This window comes from Microcoleus sp. Pol12B4 (assembly GCF_036701385.1).
Classification (GTDB): domain Bacteria; phylum Cyanobacteriota; class Cyanobacteriia; order Cyanobacteriales; family Microcoleaceae; genus Microcoleus.
In genome coordinates, this window is the sequence record NZ_JAUBQR010000059.1 from 1 (window position 1) to 17741 (window position 17741).

Here is a 17741-nt window from a genome sequence, read left to right on the forward strand (position 1 = left end):
GTTACGGGTTTAACGGAAGTAGAAAAAGCCACGCTCAAAGCTTTAGGGGCTGTGGAAAATTAATCATCAAAAAGGAGAAACTATGCAGTCAGCAATACGGATTAGAACCAAAGTTCTTGCAGGAAATAAATTTGAAATTCAACTGCCGCCTGGATCTGTGGGCGAAGAGGTTGAAGTTTTTGCGATCGTACCAGAAAAGCCTCAAGGGGGGCGGCGCAAGGTGTTGGAATTGCTTACAGAAATCCGCAGCCGTCATGTTTCCAGAACAGTTGAAGAAATTGACGGGGAACTAGAAGCAGAAAGAAACTCATGGGATAACTAAACCTACCATCCTCTGCTACAATTTACTTGGATACACAAGTCATTATTTACACCGTTGAAGCTAACCCGAATTACTATTCGCTTTGGATAGATCCGAAAACCTGTTCAACAGTTAGATTTAGTTCGGGAAAAGCAGAGGATAAAATTCGATCGCCCTTTCGGAACAGGCTAACCTGATACTCCCCATCAACCAACTGGTAAACTGAGATAGTCGGTTGTTTCGGATTACCAATGAAACGTTTGCCGCCCAAAGCAGCATAATCCACCACCCAATATTCCGGGATACCCAATCTTTCATAATCAGCCACTTTAACCAGGTAATCATCTTGCCAGTTGGTGCTAACTACCTCCACCGCAAGTTTAACAGAATCACCTTGCGTAATAATCGACGATTTTTTCCAAAGTGGCTCCGAAATCAAGGCAGGCTTGTCTAATATTATGATGTCTGGCTGAAACCCTGTAGTCGCTGCTGGAGGTCTGACGAAATAGATTGATGGTGTTATATAAGGAAGATTTAGGCGATCGATTTCTACGTTAATTTTGCGGATGAGAAAACTTGTAACTTCCTCATGGTCTCCGTTTGGATTCTTCTCAACTATCACTCCATTTCGTAGCTCGAAACGTCCTTTGCCATCGGGATACCACTCTAGGAATTCTTCAAATGTTAGTAGTTTGGCTGTGGTTTGAATCATGTTGGCACTGCCTGTTCTTTTTAACTGGAATCAGTAAATATCCAGTTGGATAATTTATTGTATCATTCTTCATAGGACTGACGCACGGGTAGTCAGAAACCGGGTTTTTTACGAGCATACTTGGTTGAGGCCAGCAGATTCGGCCAAAAACCCGGTTTCTTGTCGAAGCGCGCGCCGGTAGTCAGAAACCGGTTTTTTTACGAGCATACTTGGTTGAGGCCAGCAGAAACGGCTAAAAACCCGGTTTCTAACGTAGCCTACTGACTAAACTGTTGAGCGTAGTAGCCAGCATAGCGATCGCCCTTTTCCAGCAACTCCTCGTGCGTCCCAGATTCGACAATTCTGCCTTTTTCCAAAACTAAAATACGATCGGCTCTCCGCACAGTAGCCAAGCGGTGCGCGATAATAAACACAGTGCGATCGCGCATCAATCTTTCCAGCGCTTCTTGCACTAAACTTTCGGATTCCGAATCCAGCGCCGATGTCGCTTCATCCAAAATCAATATTCTCGGGTCGAGCAAAACTGCACGGGCGATCGCAATTCTTTGTTTTTGGCCACCAGATAAATTTACACCCCTTTCTCCTACCCAAGTTTGATAACCGTCGGGAAACTCACTAATGAATTGATGAGCGTTGGCAATCTCCGCAGCTTTTTGAACGTCTTTCAGTTCATAATAAGATTGACCGAAAGCGATATTTTGAGCAATTGTACCCGAAAATAAAATCGTTTCTTGCGGTACAATTCCGATTTGCCGCCGCAGAGTATTTAAGGTGACATCTTGAATATCAATACCGTCAATTAAAATCTGTCCCGCTTGCGGATCGTAAAATCTGGGTAACAAGTTTACTAAAGTAGTTTTACCTGCACCCGATGCGCCCACGAGAGCAATCATTTCTCCGGGAAGCACTAACAAACTCATGTTTTGCAGGATGGGTGTCTCTGAGTTATAGGCAAAATTAATGTTGCGGTATTCGACTTTTCCCGTAACATGGGGAAGTTCAATTGCACCAGGTTTTTCGACTACAGCGGGTTCAATTGCTAATAATTCAAAAATGCGATCGCTAGAAGCTTCTCCCTGCTTAAAATCCCCGTAATTAGCAGTTGTGATAGCGATCGGATCGATTAAAAGTGCCACCCCTGCGATATAACTTATAAATTGAGTACCTGTGAGATTTCCTTGAGAAATTTGCCAACCTCCCAGAAAAAAGAGCAAAATCACGCTCATCGCTTCCAGAAAGCCAACTACAACGAACTGAAGTGCTTTTACTCTTTCTGACAAATACTTAGCGCGGCGGTTTTGTTCTGCTTCTTCTGCAAAGCGGGCAATTTCGTAGTCTTCAGCCACAAATGCTTTGATTAAACGAATGCCGCTGAATACTTCTGTCAGCAAAGCGGATAAATCAGAGATGCGATTTTGGCTTTGTCGCGAGTAACTCAGCAATCTCTCTCCAAACCAACCAATTAAGATAGCCATCAGCGGTGCAATAATTAATGCACCCAAGGTTAATTGCCAGTTGAGATAAATCATATATCCCAGGACGGCAATTAGCTGCAAAATACAAGGAATAAACTGATGAAAAAATTTATTTACGACTTCGCCAATGCGGTCAATATCTTCGGTGAGGCGGTAGGATAAGTCTCCGGTTTTAGCAGTTTCAAAGTAGCCGAGATTGAGTTTTTGCAGGTGGGAGTAGACTTTTTTGCGGATTTCTAAAGCAATAGTCAAAGCTGCTTTCGCCATCAGCGTATCTTGACCGTATTGGGCTGTACCGCGAAGTAGAAATATAATGGCGCTGAGTGCAGCAATTTGAGCGAACCCTTGTAAATCTCCTTTACCTATAAATTTGGCTGTTTCGCCAACCAGCCACGCTATAATCGGCCAAAATACGGTAAATACTACGGTACAAGCTAATGCTTTACCGATGGTTTGTTTTTGGGGACGGAGGTAGGGTAAGATTTGCCAGTATGTCGATCGAGTTTTCAAGATATTTTACCTCTGCAAGTTCTGTTTTTACAGATATCTGAGCCAAAATATGATATCAGCGATCGGGTAAATATCAACAATCATTCTTCACCGAAAGCATCCGGGATAGAAAGCCCACGGATTCATCCCTGGGGTTCATTGTCCAATTCTTCAATCTAAAATCTAAAATCATTCTTGACCGTCGGCATGAGTAGCCTGTACCTTAGCCCCCGCGACAACTTCGCCCCGAAAGGCGGCTGACTGTCCTGGTGCAAGAGTAACTGGTTTAGCGTAGATAAATCCGTTGTCAATTAAATTCCCTGACTCGTCCAAAACTTCATAATTGACTTTGACATTCTTGATTATTTTGCAACCTTGATTAAGGACTTGACCGCTGAAAAAGTTGCCGTCATAATTAGTCGTTTTAATTGACACTTTCTCAGCGATGTTGGAACCGGAAATGCAAGTTTGGGAAGTTCCTAAAGATGGCTGTTTCTCGCATAACTTGCCCAAGTCTACTGTTTTGCCGTCGGGGGTTTTCATGTAGCAAAACGGCTCGTCAATTTCGGAGTTTTGGGCAAGTGTATTTGTAGAGCATGCAATCAAAGGGCGAGTTGATATCGAGGACATTAGCCAAATCGATAAAGCTCCTGTTAAAGGTAAATAAACCATGTTTTTTCTGCTTTTTATGAAATAAATCCTACAAGATAATGCAGCTAAAATTTAGGCTAGCATATTTATATGTATGGCGCGTCGCGCTCACGCTGCATTGTGCTATGATAAAACATCAAACTTGAGAAAGTAAAGTAAAGTCATGGTCGTTACTCAAGATAACCCAGGACAAAAAACGTTAGAACTGATCGTAACGTGGGAGAAGTTGCCAGACGACTTCCAATTAGAAGAAAAACCAGTGGAGAATACAGGTCAACCGCTAATTGCTGGAGCACTGCGAGAAATCTTAGAATTGAGAGGATTTATCGGGCCACAAATGCTGATAGCCAGCAATTTTGGGATTTGCGCTACCGTCAACGGCGAGTTAGTAATCAAAGCACCAGATTGGGTTTATGTACCGTCGGTACTGCCCGCCGAATCGAGAAGAGACCGCAAAAGTTATACCCCAAACTTGGAAGGAGAAATTCCCACTATTGTCATGGAATTCTTGTCCGAAACAGACGGGGGTGAATATTCTGTCAAACGTACTTTTCCTCCGGGAAAGTGGTTTTTTTACGAACAAATTCTGCAAGTACCAACATACATCATTTTTGACCCAGAAACTGGCTTACTGGAAGTATATCGCTTGCAAAATGGCAAATACGAATTAGAATTTCCTGACGCGGAAGGTCGCCACTGGATGGCAGATATTGGTTTGTATTTAGGAACGTGGCGAGGGGAGAAAGAACAGCGTTCAGGCTATTGGTTGCGCTGGTGGGATGAAGCAGGAAATCTGCTTTTATGGGGTGTAGAACAGTTAGCAGCAGAACGTGAACGGGCCGATCGCGAACGTGAACGGGCCGAACGACTGGCTGAATATTTGCGCGATCGGGGAATTAACCCGGACGAGATTATTTGATAAGTTGTACGCCATACTTGTAGGGTGCGCAATGCGCACCTTACGAGATTATCTAATACTCGGCTTTCTATTGCCAAGATTCCGCGCTCCGGGAATTTTCCGGCTGGGACGGCGATTGTTCAAACTGCTCGCAGTTCTAACATTCAAAGCATCAACAGAAGGTATCAAACCCAAGTCTTGCAAAATTTCAACAGCCGCCCTTTGTCCAGTTTCGCAACCGCCTTCCATGTAACCTTGATTTTCCAGCGAAGTGTGTTCCCCGGCAAAATATAAATTGCCAACTCGTTCGCCTTCAACGCCGTACATTTGCGTCCACTGTCCGACTAAATAGCAGGCATAAGAACCTTTAGAAAAGCGTTCTCCCGGCCAATAAGCTCGCACAGCTTTGCCCGATCGCAAATTTCTCACTCCAGGAAAAACTCTTTCAAATTGGTTCAAAAATCTTTGTGCTTGGGCTTCTGGAGTTCCGGCACCGATCGACAAACCCTGCTTTCCTCCTGTAAAATTAGTAACTAAACCGTTAGGAGTAGGGACAAAAGGCGTAGCTTCCCAGGTATTCTGGAATCCTAAATCGCTATAAACAGAAGCAGTCGATTGATAAAGTTCCCGCCAAATTCGGCTGCGGTAGCCAGTAATCAGCTTAGAATTAGTGCCGTAACCCAATTGCTCGATCGCCCTACGCTTTGGTTGGGGCAAAGGTACATTAATTTTAACGTTTCGCAGAGTGCTGAACGGCAAAGTTAACAAAACTCGCTCGTAAGTGCGCTCGAACGCGCTTTGTCCCGATCGCAAATTTACCCGATAGCGGCCATCCGGCAAAAGAGTAATCGCTTCCAAAACCGTCCCTGCCTCGATCGAACCAGACAATTGACCCGCCAAACGGTTGATAATTTGACTATTACCCCCGTCAATTTGATAACGCTCATCGCTGTTGCCGTACAATTCAAAACTGCCCGCTTCAGAACCGATTAAAAACAGCAGATTTAACGCCGACTGTTCTTCAGGATCTCGACCGTATTCAGTCGTGTAAGCAATACGGAGTAACTGCCGGACAATCGTGCTAGTCTCAGCTTGGTCTACATATTCAGCGAGCGAAAGATTGTCCAATCTTTCCGCTGCTTCTGTAAAATCTTGATAGCTAATTTCATCGCCAACCGCCTGCAAATCAGCACTAATTTTACTTGCTAGCGGTGCAAAATCTGCGATTATTTGCTCAAGAGAAAAGCGGCGCCCTTGAAAGAAAAAAGTATCCTTCACCAGTCCGCGCTGCACCTCAGCTAAGTCGATCGCCTGCAAACCCAATTCCGTCGCCAGCGAGATTAAATTAGTATGACCGGTGTCAATAAATTCTCCCCCCAAATCCGCCGGAATTAGCGTTCCAGCCACCTTGGGAATAGTGCGTATCCGCCCCCCTACGCGGTTCGTTGCCTCGATTATATCGGCGCGCACGCCCGCTTGGCGCAAGCGATAAGCCGCCGTCAAACCCGCAATTCCAGCACCCACAACCAAAATCGGCGATCGTCCGCCCTGTTGAGCAAAAGCTCCCCCTCCCTCCCTGGTAAAAGTCGCAGCAGCGACAGCCCCCGCAGCAGCTAAGCCCCCGTGCAGCAAGCGGCGCCGAGATATGGGAGAATTGGGAATGCCAGCCGTCAGCATCCCCAGCAGTTCATCAGCCGGAATGCCCGTTTCCCTTGATTTCTGAGCAATACTTGCAGCGTGGCGCAGCATTGCCATCAGTCCAGATTTAGCCATAATTAAGACATCCTCACAAAACAAAACTTTGATGTAAACTGGATTCTCGATCGTGCAATTTCCAGACTAAAGTCCAGAGAGATTTTTTTAATAATGCTAACCCTCAGAACACTGTTCGACAGCAAATTTTATCTCGAAAACAACCCTGATGTCGCCGTAGCAGTTGCCAGAGGCACGGTATCGAGTCCCTTCGATCACTACCGAAAAATTGGCAAATTTGAAAATCGCGACCCGAATGCCCTGTTCGACGCCAGCTATTATTTAGACACCAATACAGATGTAGCGGTATCAGCCAAACTCAATGGCTTTTCAGCAGCCGATCACTTTATTAGATTCGGTCAATTTGAAGTTCGCAACCCCAACCCATTCTTCGACGTTAATTTTTATCTAACAAGCAACCCAGACGTGCAGACAGCAGTCCAAACAAATCAATTTACCCCATTTGAACACTACTTCAAAGCAGGTCAATTAGAAAACCGCAAAGCCAGCGTTTTCTTCGACCCCAGCTTTTATCTAGAAAAATACCCGCTGGTAGCAGCAGCAGTCAATAGCGGCGCAGTTAAAAGTGCGATCGACCATTACATTCAATTCGGTCAACAAGAAGGACTATTGAGCACTCTCCCCGATCCCGCAGACAATTTGAACGCAGCAAAAAGCCTGGGCATTCTGACAGAAATTCAAACTGCGAGCGATTTTGTGGGATCTGCTGAACCAGCCGACATTTACAGTTTCATCCTCAATACTCCCAGCCTTTTCAGTGTAACTGTAGACGGTTTGAGTGCAGATGTTGATGTAGAATTAATTCAGGATCTCAACGGTAACGGCGCCGTTGGATTAGACGATCTTATTGCTTCGTCTAACAATTTAGGCACGTCTTCAGAAACAATTGTCAGCAATGGGCTTTTACCTGCAGGGACTTATTTCGTCCGCGTTTCTCAATTTCAAGGCGATACCAATTATGACTTGAGATTGCTTTCCGCTCCTTCTCCCACACCGCTTGTATGACAGGATTGTCTACAGTCGAAGGCAGCCAAAATTGGAAGGCAGAAGGCAGAAGGCAGAATTAAAGAAAAACATATAATTCAATAATTCTGCTGTTTGGTCAGTTAGATGTTGTCCGGTTAATTGCTTCTAATATAATAGTTTGTCGTCAGCTTTTTAAGAGAAGAGAGGACTGAATTCCTCACTACAAACTTAATTATACTTTGTTGACCGGACTTGAGATTTAAAAAAACAATTCTCTCTTCATTCTTCCCTCTTCCCTGGGGCCGCTCTTTCACTTATTAGTTTCTTACCCCCTGGGAGAGGGCAAAGATTGAACAGGTGCCGGGGGCCAATTAGAGCGACTTCTGGTTAGAGTAGTAGACACCAAAGCATAGCCCAAAACAGCGGGAAGCACGATCGCACTTAGAAACACAATCACCGCAGCCCAACTCATCGCATTCGAGATCGGGCCGTAATGAGTGCGGTAAGGGTCAAAGGTGGGTAAATTAGGCCTAGGGGCGTCCCGCAGCGCGATCGGACGTTTGAACCGCACTCGCCTGTCGTCGAGCTTTTCGAGCAAAGTCCAGCCAACTTCCGCCTCTTCTCGGCACAGTTTGTGAAAAATCGCAGGGTTGCGAAACAAATCGTTGCTAGCCCGCACAATCTTGTACTCCCAAACCGTCAAATCAACAGCATTAGGAGTAGGTGGAGGATTGCCATTAGAGGGCGCATTTTCAGGCGCATTAAAATTATCTTCTTGAGATTCGTACCGAGTCAAAACTTCCTCCTCCTCGTTGTATTTTTGCCACATAGCCAATTGCTCGCGGCTCACCAATACACCCGCGAGCGCCGCCTCCAAGCCGAGACTGCCAACCATCAAACTCCAAATCAGAATTTCAACCATAAAAGGAGTTAAAAGTTAAAAGTTAAAAATCAAAAACTAAAAAGACTCGCTTTTAACTTTCAATCTTTAATTTTCAAATAGCCTTCCACCAGACAATCTGGACCCACCGGGCGCCAAGAAACCCGCTCTAAAGTCAAAGCATCAGTCATTGCGGAAAACCCCAAATCTCCCACAGGAGTTGGAGACCCTTGACCGCCGACAATTTTAGGAGCAATAAAAGCCATAATTTTTTGAACTGCACCCTCAGCAATTGCCCTCGCCGCCAAAGTGCCGCCACACTCCCAGAGTACAGAAAGAAAAGATCGATCGTACAAATAAGCCATAACATTAGTCGGTGTCAGCGGCGAGAGTTCCACAACTTCCACCCCTTTTGCGATCAAAAATTCCTGAAATTCCGGGTTAACCCCAGGCTCAGTCAGCACCAAAGTAGCCGCCACAGAGGTTTCCCACAACCAAGCCGACTTTGGCAAATCCAGAGTGCGGCTCATCACCACCCGCAGGGGATTATTCCTATCAGGCTGGTGACTCGTCAGTAGGGGATTGTCCAGACGCACCGTATTTCCCCCAACAATCACAGCATCGCAGCCGACGCGCACCCGGTGTACCTCGCTTCGAGCCTCCTGGCCTGTCACCCAAGCGCTGTGGCCGCTACTGGTAGCAATTTTACCGTCCAAAGTCATTGCATATTTCAAAATTCCCAAAGGCCGGCGGTATAAAATTCGGTGAACGAAAGCCTCGTTGAGTTTTTGGCAAGCTTCTCCTTCCACTCCCGCCACCACTTCAATCCCAGCCTCTCGCAACCGAGCTAGGCCAGTTCCAGCTACCAAAGGATTCGGATCGACCATGCCAGCCACTACTTTTGCCACCTTGGCCTTAACTAAAGCTTCCGAACACGGAGGAGTCCGGCCGTAGTGGTTGCAGGGTTCCAGGTTCACGTAGACAGTCGCTCCTTCTGCGAGTTCCCCCGCTTCCCGGAGCGCAAAAACTTCGGCGTGAGGTTGACCGGCACCGGGATGAAACCCTTCGCCGACAATCTTGCCGTCTCGGACAATTACAGAACCGACAAGCGGGTTGGGTGCGGTTTTGCCCAGAGCACGGCGAGCCAATTCTATGCAGCGGCGCATCATGGCTCGATCGAACTCTTGAACTTCACTGTTTTCCAGTTGTTTTGTACCTTGCTGCTGTCCGTTAGCTAAGCTGGCGATCGCTTTAGCGTCCGCCGGAAAAGTTTCCATGAGATTTTGGTATGATATCTATCCCTGAGTGTACTGACTTTGATGCTAATTTTGGCTGCGAACCGACGATAAATTGCTGCTGGGGCAAACTGTACGTTACCACTGAGATATTGCACCATTCTCAATTAGCCTTTTATGAACAGGCAAGATGCCTGTTCCACAAGAAAATTTATCTTTTGTGGAACAGGCCGGAAAGCCTGTTGCTGACAATGGTGCACCATGTGAGTTACCAGGAGCGAAGGGTTTAGGGCGATCGACCCCGCACCCCCGATCGAATAGCTTTAACATTAAGAAAGAATAGCAGGCGCTTGAAAAAACAATGAGTCAGGACATGAAGCGGGAATTTGCCAGCCGCGACGAATTAATTGCCTACGTGCGTGAACAGTTCCCCGAAGCCGCCGGCCGGGACAGCAGCGTACCCCCAACCCCCGGCGGGCGGAAAGCAGCCGAGACAGCCCTGCAACAAATTGACCCCAGCAAATACGGCTCAACCCGCAATTTCCTCAACGGTGCGGTAACGCGCTTGTCGCCCTATTTGCGCTACGGGGTTTTGAGTCTGGCGGAAGTCCGGGATGCCGTGCTGGAGAAGGTGCGGCATCGAGAAGAGGCCGTAAAACTTGTCAACGAGTTGGGGTGGCGGGATTATTGGCAGCGACTGTACGCGGAATTGGGCAACGGGATTTGGCAAGACCGGGAACCTTACAAAACTGGCTACACTGCTAAAGATTACAGCGAAACTCTGCCGGAGGATGTCATCGAGGCATCGACTGGTTTGGTTTGCATCGACAGTTTCAGCCGCGAGTTGCGAGAAACTGGTTATTTGCACAATCACCAGCGGATGTGGACTGCCGCTTATCTCGTACACTGGCGCCGAGTGCGCTGGCAAGCCGGAGCTCGCTGGTTTTTGCAACATTTGCTAGATGGAGATCCGGCGAGCAACAATCTTTCTTGGCAGTGGGTAGCAAGCACTTTTAGCCACAAACCTTATTTTTTTAATCGGGAAAATTTGGAGCGTTACACTAAGGCGGTTTATTGTCGCGATTGTCCTTTTTATGGGCAATGCGATTTTGAGGGAACTTACGAATATTTGGAAGGGCAGTTGTTTCCTCATGGAGAAAAGGTCGATCGTAGCGGCGGTTCTAAAAGTTGGAACCGCCCTCAAAAAGGTCGCAGAAATTAAAAATTTATTGGTTGACTGTTGTCTGTTGACGGTTAACTGTTGTCATTAGTTACCAAATACCAATTCCCGATGCCCAATTCCCAATTCCCAATTCCCAATTCCCAATTTATGAACAATCCGATTATTTGGCTGCACGGCGACTGTTTGAGTCCTGAAGGTCCGGCTTTTCAAGCGCATCCAGAGGCACCAGCCATCTGGGTTTGGGATGATGCGCTGATTGATGAATGGCAGTTGAGTCTTAAACGAATGGTGTTTATTTACGAATGTTTGCTAGAGTTGCCGGTAGTTATTCGGCGGGGCAATGTGGCTGCAGAAGTTATCGCTTTTGCGATCGAATCCGGCGCGAATCAAGTGGTAACTGCGGAAAGTCCCAGTCCTCGGTTTCAGGATATTTGCCAGGAAATTAAGCGATCGCACCCTGTAGAAGTTTTGCCACCCGATCCCTTTGTCCGCTACGATGGTTACATTGATTTGAAGCGTTTTTCTCGCTATTGGCGCGTCGCTGAAAAATATGTTTTCTAATTGGGAATTAGGACTTGGTAACTAGAAATTGGTAACTGACAATTGGTAACTGGGAATTACTGTTAAATCCATTAAGTCCTATACACTGTTCGTTGCCAAACTTCAACTCCCCTTCAAACGCTCCAACAGCCATTGAAATCTCGATTCAGCCAAATCGGGATTTTCGACGTTTTCCGGGATAGCGCCCTCGTCGTCGGGTTCTTGATATATTAAACCATCACTATCATCGCCAAAACGTTTGACTGTACCCCGCAGTCTCGACGACAGAAATTTGGTAATCGCCCGATAAAACCGCAGGGAAAAAAGCACGTCTTGCTCTAGTTTTTCAGTTAGCAGCCGCCGGGGAATTGACAGGATGAGGCACTCTTCAATTGCCGTGACGCTAGCAGAAGGAAGCCTCCCGTCTACAAAAGACATTTCGCCCAAAACTTCCCCGGAAATAATTTTTCCAATTTCTTTGTCGCCTAAAGATGATACAGCAACGCTCAAAGTTCCCTCCAGAACTATGTACAGGGCGTCTAAGGGCTTACCTTCGGCGATCAGAGTTGTGCCGGGGAGGACTTGGGTGCGGGTGCCGTTGGCGAGCATCCAATCGATGTCGCGATCGCTTAATTCGCCTAATATCACTAGAACTTTGCTCATAAAGTCAGGTTGAGATGAGATAATTTGTATTTTTTTACTTGTTTAGTTGCGTGCTGTTGTGAGATGGTCAGACCCTGAGCGAAAGCGAAGGCTAAACTTTACAAAGAGAACACTAAATTTTACACAATTTTCATAAAATTAAGTAATTTTGACACGATCGACCGACAAATATTTCTCGGATCGGTGGTATTATTCTACATTAATTGTCATCGACTGTGCAGCAGCCGATCGCGTTGTATTAACTGCACTTGCTGTGGACGGCGGGGCTGCCAAAACTGTTTTGAAAGCTTTTTGTCTCTTGGTTTCGAGGCGGTGCGCCCTCAAAAACCGGATTTTTCCGGCGTCGCTGCGAGTGCAGCGCCCCCAAGTACAGAATTGTAGAATGCAAGCGAGACGCGCGATCGAACCCTCAATTAAACAGGATTAAGGGTGAAATCATCCCTAGGATTGATTTTTAGCCGATCGATCTGTAAATTAAAATTAGCCTCTAAACCCACCGTCAGTTCTTGAATCTAATCAGCTTGAGAGTTGACTATTCAACGGTAAAATGGCAATCTAGGAACAACACAACTCATATTTGTGTCTTTTTTTAGCAAAGCTCTCGACGGTCGCCCTCAAACACTTACACTTTTAACACACCCTTCATTGAGGAGTTTCTATGAATAGTCTATTTTCCAAGTCTACTTTTGCGTTAATAAATCTTGCAGCTTTAGCTGTTTGTTGCACTACCATGTCAGCGAAAGCTGAAACTGGCAACTTGCCCGATGTCGCTACAACTGCAACAATCGCAGCTCAAAATATTGACCAAACTTCTGAGCCTGCGGCAACTTCAGCAGTTAAACCCGACGCAGAAACAACCGTTAGTAATAAAAAAATTGATTCTATCAGTTGGAGCGAACTAACAGAAGCAGCGGAGCCAGCAGCCTCCGAACCGTCAGCCAACTTGCAAGTATCTATTGCTGCACCAGAAAAATTGGAAGCAGCAACATCTGAAATTGCTGAGACTGAAACTGCGCCAAATACCTCCATTGCTGCTGAGACTGAAAAGTCGGAAGAAACCGCTATTATTGCTGATAATGGTGTCAAAGTGGAGTCAACAGTCGAGACTGCCAAAAAGAGCGATCGACCTACCTCAATTGTTGCCGATACCAATAATTTGGAAGTAACAGCAACGAAGCAAGAAAAAGAAGTCAAAACAGCACAAGAATTGTTGAGCAATCCTGTCAGCACTTCTGCATCAGCTTTGACAAACCAACCGAAAGTTGCTGAAAAACCGGCACCTGCCTCAGAAGCAACTGAAAAAGTGGCTCAAGGAACTCAAATCCGACCAGGCCGAGCAACCCGTTCTGGACCAAGCTACATCGGCATTGGTGGCAATCTAGGTTTTGGCGGAGATACAGCATTAGGCGACGGTTCATTTGCGATTATTAGCAAAATCGGTTTGACGAACAATTTGTCGGTGAGACCGAGTGTTTTGTTCCGCGACAACTTAACTGTTCTAGTTCCCGTTACCTTCGATTTTGTATCACAAGAAACCGTCGAAGTCAGCGAGGATTTTGTGATTACTGCGGCTCCTTATGCAGGTGCTGGCGTGATAGTTTCTACCGGCGATGACGGTCATTTTGGCTTCCTGATTTCGGGCGGTGTAGATGTGCCGCTGTCGAGCAATTTTACAGCAACAGCAGGACTAAATATTGGTTTTGTTGACGGAGCTGAAGTGGGATTGTTAGTCGGTGTCGGCTATACGTTCCCGAATATTGCCAGATAGTGTTGCTGTTTGAGCAAACGCAGGACAAATAAATAGGCGCGGGGTTGGCTGTAGCAATACAGTCAACCCTTTTTGATGATGGAAAATCTGCCAATTGGATTGATGTAGGGTGCGCCACAAGCAGAGAGCGCCGAGATTGATTCTTGTGAAAGATATAATGATGGTTGGATCGATCGGAGATGTTGCGTCATTTTTGTCAAGAACGGGCATCTTGCCCATTCCACAAACAGTAAATTTTCTTGTGGGGTAGGCAGGAGATGCCGCCCAAAAAAGGATTATTGAGAATGGTGCAACATATGAGAGCGATCGCACTTTCTCACAAACCACCCGAAAAAACCGTGACTAAAACAGAAATATTAGCAGCACTCAAAAATCTGACAGCAGAAGAACGCCTAGAAATCATGGAAACAGCTTCGCGGATGATGCGCGAAGAAATAGAAGAAAAAGCCCAGCGCAAAGCTGAGCGAAAGCAGAAACTCAGAGCAGCAGCAGAAGCAGCAGTCCAAGATTATATGCCCGGAGGTGCTTTACATGATTTGTGGTCGGCTGACAGCGAACCATATTTTGAATCCGAGGAAGAATACCTTAACGCAGGGATAAAAACTAATGCGTAGAGGTGAAATCTGGCTGGTTGCCCTTGAACCTACTGTGGGCGCGGAAATCCGCAAAACCCGTCCGGTAGTAATTGTCAGTGATGAAACGGTTGGAATTTTGCTGCTTGAAGTTATTGTTCCCATCACTGAGTGGAAAGAGCGATACACCGAGAGAAATTGGATGGTTCGACTAGAACCGAGTGGCCAAAATGGCTTGACTAAAGTCTCCGCCGCCGACGCTTTTCAAGTCCGTTCCGTCTCGCAACAAAGATTTGTCCGACAACTCGGAACCCTGTCTGAGACAATTATGGAAGAAATTGCATAAACACTGATAATTGTTCTGGATCTGGATTGAATAACTAGGCAACAGCGTACAAATAGTGTTATTTATAGATAGATTGTATGGCGCGATGGCCTAAATGATTCCTATACAACTTACACTCAAAAATTTTCTCAGCTATCGCGAAGCTGCTTTAGACTTTCGCGGCCTGCACACCGCTTGCATTTGCGGGCCTAACGGTGCTGGCAAATCCTCCCTCTTAGAAGCCATATCCTGGGCACTTTGGGGCTGTTGTCGCAGCGATACGGAAGACGATATCATCCATATAGGCGAAACTGATGTGCGCGTTGATTTCACTTTCTCCACCGGCGGCCAAATCTATCGCGTGATTCGCAACCGCAGGCGCGGACAATCGGGAAGTTTGGAATTTCAAGTAGCAATAAACCCCCCCTTCCTTGGTAAAGAGAACCCAGAAGAAGTGAATTCTTCTGGCCCCCAAGGTAAGGGGGGGACGGGGGGCGTGAATTTTCGCACGCTCACAGACAAAGGTCTGAGAACAACTCAGCAAAAAATCCTCGAACATATCAAACTTGATTACGATACTTTCATCAACTCGGCGTATTTGCGGCAGGGGCGAGCTGATGAATTTATGCTCAAAAAACCGATCGAACGCAAACAAGTTTTAGCCAACCTGCTCAAACTCGACTCCTACGATACTTTATCCGACCAAGCCAAAGATACGTCCAAACAGTTTAAAGCTCAAGTCGAAGTGCTCAAACAGAGTTTGCAAACCGTACAAGAGCAACTGCAACAAAAAGAGGCGATCGCCTCCGAACAAACTCAATTGCAGCAAGCAACCGATTTGCTTCAGCAGCAGCAACAAGCCGACACAACCGAGTTACAGCAACTGCAACTCCAGCACCACAACCGCCAAACTTGGCAAAAACTCCTCGCCGGCCACCAGCAACAGCACTACAATATCACTCAAGAATGCCGCCGCTTGCAGCAGGAACTCAGCGCAGCCAAACAACAGCAAAATGAGCTACAAGCCCTCCTAGGACAAGAAAATGAAATAACAGCAGGCATCGCGTATTTCCACAGCTTGCAAGCCACAGAAGAGACTCTGGCTGGCAAATTCAAAGCTAACCAACGAGCTCAAAATCAGCGCCAGCAATTGCAAGAACAGCAGCGGCAAGAACTGAGCTTTTTGCAAAGCAAAATTCAGCAGTTGCAAGCTCAATTAGAGGTTTTAGAACAAGATGAAAAAGATGTTCTGGAAATTCTCAAACAGCAGCCGGAGGTTGACAAAGGACTCGCACAGTTGCAAGCAGTTCGATCGCGCCTCAACGAACTAGAGCAACTGCAACTACAAGTTTCGCCGCTGCTACAACAGCAGCAGCAAAAGCAACAAAAGCTCGATCGCGCCCGCGCCGGTTTAACGGCCCGCTTAGACGAAATCAACCGACAGGTGCAAGTTCAGCAGCAGCAGCGACAGCCGCAATTACAGCAGGAAATCTCGGCCATCGCCAATCAAATTTTGCAGTTGGAAAACAAGCGAGTTTATCAGCAGCGAGTCCGCGAAAAAGGTCAAGAAAGGCACGACTTTTTAGGAAACCTGCAAGCCAAAAGCCGCGACTATCAAACCAGACTCGCCGAGATCGACCAAAAACTGCAACTGCTGCGGAAACATGAAGGAGAAAAAACCGCAGGTGAAGGTAAAGCCTCGAATTTTGCGGAAAACGAGCAATCGAATTCGCCTTTAATGGTGCGGGATGCAAATTTTGGAAATTGTCCTTTGTGCGATCGACCTTTAGACGAACACTACTGGAATTTGGTAGTCACAAAACACCACACCCAACAGCAGGAAATCTGGAACCAACTGTGGGTTGTCCGCGAACAGTTGGCCGTCTCTGAGCGCGAAATTCAAGTCCTCAGACATGAATACCGCGAACTAGAAGAGGAATTAGCACCCTACCAAGAATTGCGGGAACGCCGCAGTCATTTACAAGCACAATTAGATAGCCTGAGCCAAGATGAAAACCGGCTGCAAAGTATGCGTCAAGACGCTGCAGAAATAGAGCGGTTGCTACGCACCGGCGAGTATGCAGCCGATGACTTGGGCCAACTCCAGCAAATCGAACAGCAACTGCAACAGCTCAATTACAGCGATAGCAGCCACTCCCTCGCCCGCAGCGATGAAAAGCGCTTGCGGTGGGCGGAAATTAAGCAAGCTCAAATCAAAGACGCTCAGCAGAAACTGAATAAAATTAATGCCCGCCGCCCGGATTTACAAACTCAATTAGCCACGGTACAGCAAGAGTTAGAACAGCAAAAAAATAGCTCGGAAATACACCAGCAAATTCTGTCTTTAGATAGATACATTGCGGAAGTTGGCTATAATTTGGAACAGCACGAACACGTCCGCAGCGAAATGCGCCGATCGCAGTTTTGGATCGCCCGCGCCGAAAAATTGCGATCGGCAACTGTGCAGTACCCGCAAGTGCAGCAACGGGTTAATGAAATAGCAAATTCCATCGCAGTGCGCGATCGAGATTTGCAAGCTGTCAGCGCTCAAACTTCCGCGATGAACCAGCAATTGCAAGAACATCCCGATCCCACAGCTAGAATAAGTGCGATTGAACAGCAAATCAGTCGCCGCCGCCAGCAGCTAGACCAACATTTGGGAAGTCTCGGACGCCTCCAGCAGCAGCAGCAAAATCTGGAAAATTTGCAAGTTCAGCTAGTAGCTCAAAAAGAGCAAATGCAAGTTGCCAAACGCCAGCAACGAGTTTATCAAGAGTTGGGTCAAGCCTTTGGTAAAAATGGCATTCAAGCTTTAATGATTGAAAATGTTTTGCCTCAACTCGAAGCTGAAACAAATCAGATATTGTCGAGATTGAGCGCCAATCAATTGCACGTTCAATTTATTACTCAACGCGCTGCTGCTTCTAAAAAAGCAACTAAATTGATTGACACTTTAGACATTTTAATTGCTGATGCTCGCGGTACTCGCGCCTACGAAACTTACTCTGGCGGTGAAGCTTTTCGGATTAATTTTGCGATTCGGCTGGCGCTGGCGAGACTGCTGTCTCAGCGGGCGGGCACGGCTTTGCAAATGTTGATTATTGATGAGGGGTTCGGGACTCAGGATGCTGAAGGGTGCGATCGGCTGATTGCTGCAATTAATGCGATCGCCTCTGACTTCGCCTGCATTCTCACCGTTACCCATATGCCCCACCTGAAAGAAGCTTTTCAAGCCAGGATTGAAGTAAGCAAAACTGCTCAGGGTTCTTGCATCAGCTTGTCAATTTAAAAGGGTTGACGAGCCGGATGG

At 46.6% G+C, this 17741-nt stretch carries 18 protein-coding genes; 11 read left to right on the top strand and 7 right to left on the bottom strand.

Annotated features, from left to right (window positions below):
* Window positions 1-82 precede the first annotated feature (82 nt).
* The gene (locus QUA38_RS10840; RefSeq protein ID WP_333094282.1) at window positions 83-322 is read left to right on the top strand and encodes a hypothetical protein; all 240 of its coding nucleotides are present in this window, start codon (window positions 83-85) and stop codon (window positions 320-322) included.
* A gap of 73 nt (window positions 323-395) precedes the next feature.
* On the opposite strand, the gene QUA38_RS10845 is transcribed toward QUA38_RS10840, so the two are convergent.
* The 3 genes from QUA38_RS10845 to QUA38_RS10855 form a co-directional block, all read right to left on the bottom strand.
* On the bottom strand, window positions 396-1013 hold the full coding sequence (locus QUA38_RS10845) for a Uma2 family endonuclease (protein WP_333094280.1): 618 nt from the start codon (window positions 1011-1013) through the stop codon (window positions 396-398).
* Between the two features lie 257 nt (window positions 1014-1270).
* Complete coding sequence (locus QUA38_RS10850) at window positions 1271-2998, bottom strand: ABC transporter ATP-binding protein (protein WP_333161618.1); 1728 nt, start codon at window positions 2996-2998, stop codon at window positions 1271-1273.
* Window positions 2999-3166: 168 nt separating this feature from the next.
* Window positions 3167-3649 (bottom strand): FxLYD domain-containing protein, encoded by a 483-nt coding sequence (locus QUA38_RS10855; RefSeq protein WP_333161620.1) that lies wholly within the window; start codon window positions 3647-3649, stop codon window positions 3167-3169.
* A 142-nt stretch (window positions 3650-3791) separates the two neighbouring features.
* Between QUA38_RS10855 and QUA38_RS10860 the strand changes: the two genes are divergently transcribed.
* Window positions 3792-4547 carry a Uma2 family endonuclease gene (locus tag QUA38_RS10860; RefSeq protein ID WP_333094277.1) on the top strand — a complete coding sequence of 252 codons (756 nt, stop codon included), beginning with the start codon at window positions 3792-3794 and terminating at the stop codon, window positions 4545-4547.
* Between the two features lie 48 nt (window positions 4548-4595).
* Here the strand turns inward: QUA38_RS10860 and QUA38_RS10865 are convergent, their stop codons facing one another.
* Window positions 4596-6299 carry an NAD(P)/FAD-dependent oxidoreductase gene (locus tag QUA38_RS10865; RefSeq protein WP_333161622.1) on the bottom strand — a complete coding sequence of 568 codons (1704 nt, stop codon included), beginning with the start codon at window positions 6297-6299 and terminating at the stop codon, window positions 4596-4598.
* A 93-nt stretch (window positions 6300-6392) separates the two neighbouring features.
* Between QUA38_RS10865 and QUA38_RS10870 the strand changes: the two genes are divergently transcribed.
* The gene (locus QUA38_RS10870; protein ID WP_333161624.1) at window positions 6393-7304 is read left to right on the top strand and encodes a PPC domain-containing protein; all 912 of its coding nucleotides are present in this window, start codon (window positions 6393-6395) and stop codon (window positions 7302-7304) included.
* A gap of 286 nt (window positions 7305-7590) precedes the next feature.
* Here the strand turns inward: QUA38_RS10870 and QUA38_RS10875 are convergent, their stop codons facing one another.
* Together QUA38_RS10875 and ribD are read right to left on the bottom strand one after the other, a co-directional pair.
* Window positions 7591-8187 (bottom strand): hypothetical protein, encoded by a 597-nt coding sequence (locus tag QUA38_RS10875; protein WP_333161626.1) that lies wholly within the window; start codon window positions 8185-8187, stop codon window positions 7591-7593.
* A 59-nt stretch (window positions 8188-8246) separates the two neighbouring features.
* Window positions 8247-9422: a bifunctional diaminohydroxyphosphoribosylaminopyrimidine deaminase/5-amino-6-(5-phosphoribosylamino)uracil reductase RibD gene (gene ribD, locus QUA38_RS10880; RefSeq protein WP_333161628.1), complete on the bottom strand. Its 1176-nt coding sequence runs from the start codon at window positions 9420-9422 to the stop codon at window positions 8247-8249.
* A gap of 148 nt (window positions 9423-9570) precedes the next feature.
* On the opposite strand from ribD, the gene QUA38_RS10885 reads away from it, so the two are divergent.
* The 3 genes from QUA38_RS10885 (at window position 9571) to QUA38_RS10895 (ending at window position 11124) form a co-directional block, all read left to right on the top strand.
* Window positions 9571-9723, top strand: a complete 153-nt coding sequence (locus QUA38_RS10885) for a hypothetical protein (RefSeq protein WP_333161630.1) — start codon at window positions 9571-9573, stop codon at window positions 9721-9723.
* Window positions 9724-9741: 18 nt separating this feature from the next.
* Complete coding sequence (locus QUA38_RS10890) at window positions 9742-10602, top strand: FAD-binding domain-containing protein (protein WP_333161632.1); 861 nt, start codon at window positions 9742-9744, stop codon at window positions 10600-10602.
* Between the two features lie 69 nt (window positions 10603-10671).
* Window positions 10672-11124: a hypothetical protein gene (locus tag QUA38_RS10895; RefSeq protein ID WP_333161634.1), complete on the top strand. Its 453-nt coding sequence runs from the start codon at window positions 10672-10674 to the stop codon at window positions 11122-11124.
* A gap of 102 nt (window positions 11125-11226) precedes the next feature.
* On the opposite strand, the gene QUA38_RS10900 is transcribed toward QUA38_RS10895, so the two are convergent.
* Entirely contained in the window at window positions 11227-11766 is a 540-nt protein-coding gene (locus QUA38_RS10900; protein ID WP_333094267.1) for a cyclic nucleotide-binding domain-containing protein, read from the bottom strand.
* A 148-nt stretch (window positions 11767-11914) separates the two neighbouring features.
* On the opposite strand from QUA38_RS10900, the gene QUA38_RS10905 reads away from it, so the two are divergent.
* The 5 genes from QUA38_RS10905 to QUA38_RS10925 all read left to right on the top strand — a co-directional run bounded on the left by QUA38_RS10905 (window position 11915) and on the right by QUA38_RS10925 (window position 17720).
* Window positions 11915-12193, top strand: coding sequence for a hypothetical protein (locus tag QUA38_RS10905; RefSeq protein WP_333161636.1), 279 nt, complete (start codon window positions 11915-11917; stop codon window positions 12191-12193).
* A 231-nt stretch (window positions 12194-12424) separates the two neighbouring features.
* Window positions 12425-13534, top strand: coding sequence for a hypothetical protein (locus tag QUA38_RS10910; RefSeq protein ID WP_333161638.1), 1110 nt, complete (start codon window positions 12425-12427; stop codon window positions 13532-13534).
* Window positions 13535-13791: 257 nt separating this feature from the next.
* The gene (locus QUA38_RS10915; protein WP_333161640.1) at window positions 13792-14148 is read left to right on the top strand and encodes a hypothetical protein; all 357 of its coding nucleotides are present in this window, start codon (window positions 13792-13794) and stop codon (window positions 14146-14148) included.
* Window positions 14141-14452, top strand: a complete 312-nt coding sequence (locus QUA38_RS10920) for a type II toxin-antitoxin system PemK/MazF family toxin (protein ID WP_333161642.1) — start codon at window positions 14141-14143, stop codon at window positions 14450-14452. Before QUA38_RS10915 ends, QUA38_RS10920 begins: the two co-directional genes overlap by 8 nt.
* A gap of 94 nt (window positions 14453-14546) precedes the next feature.
* Window positions 14547-17720: an AAA family ATPase gene (locus tag QUA38_RS10925; RefSeq protein WP_333161645.1), complete on the top strand. Its 3174-nt coding sequence runs from the start codon at window positions 14547-14549 to the stop codon at window positions 17718-17720.
* The last annotated feature ends 21 nt before the right edge of the window (window positions 17721-17741 follow it).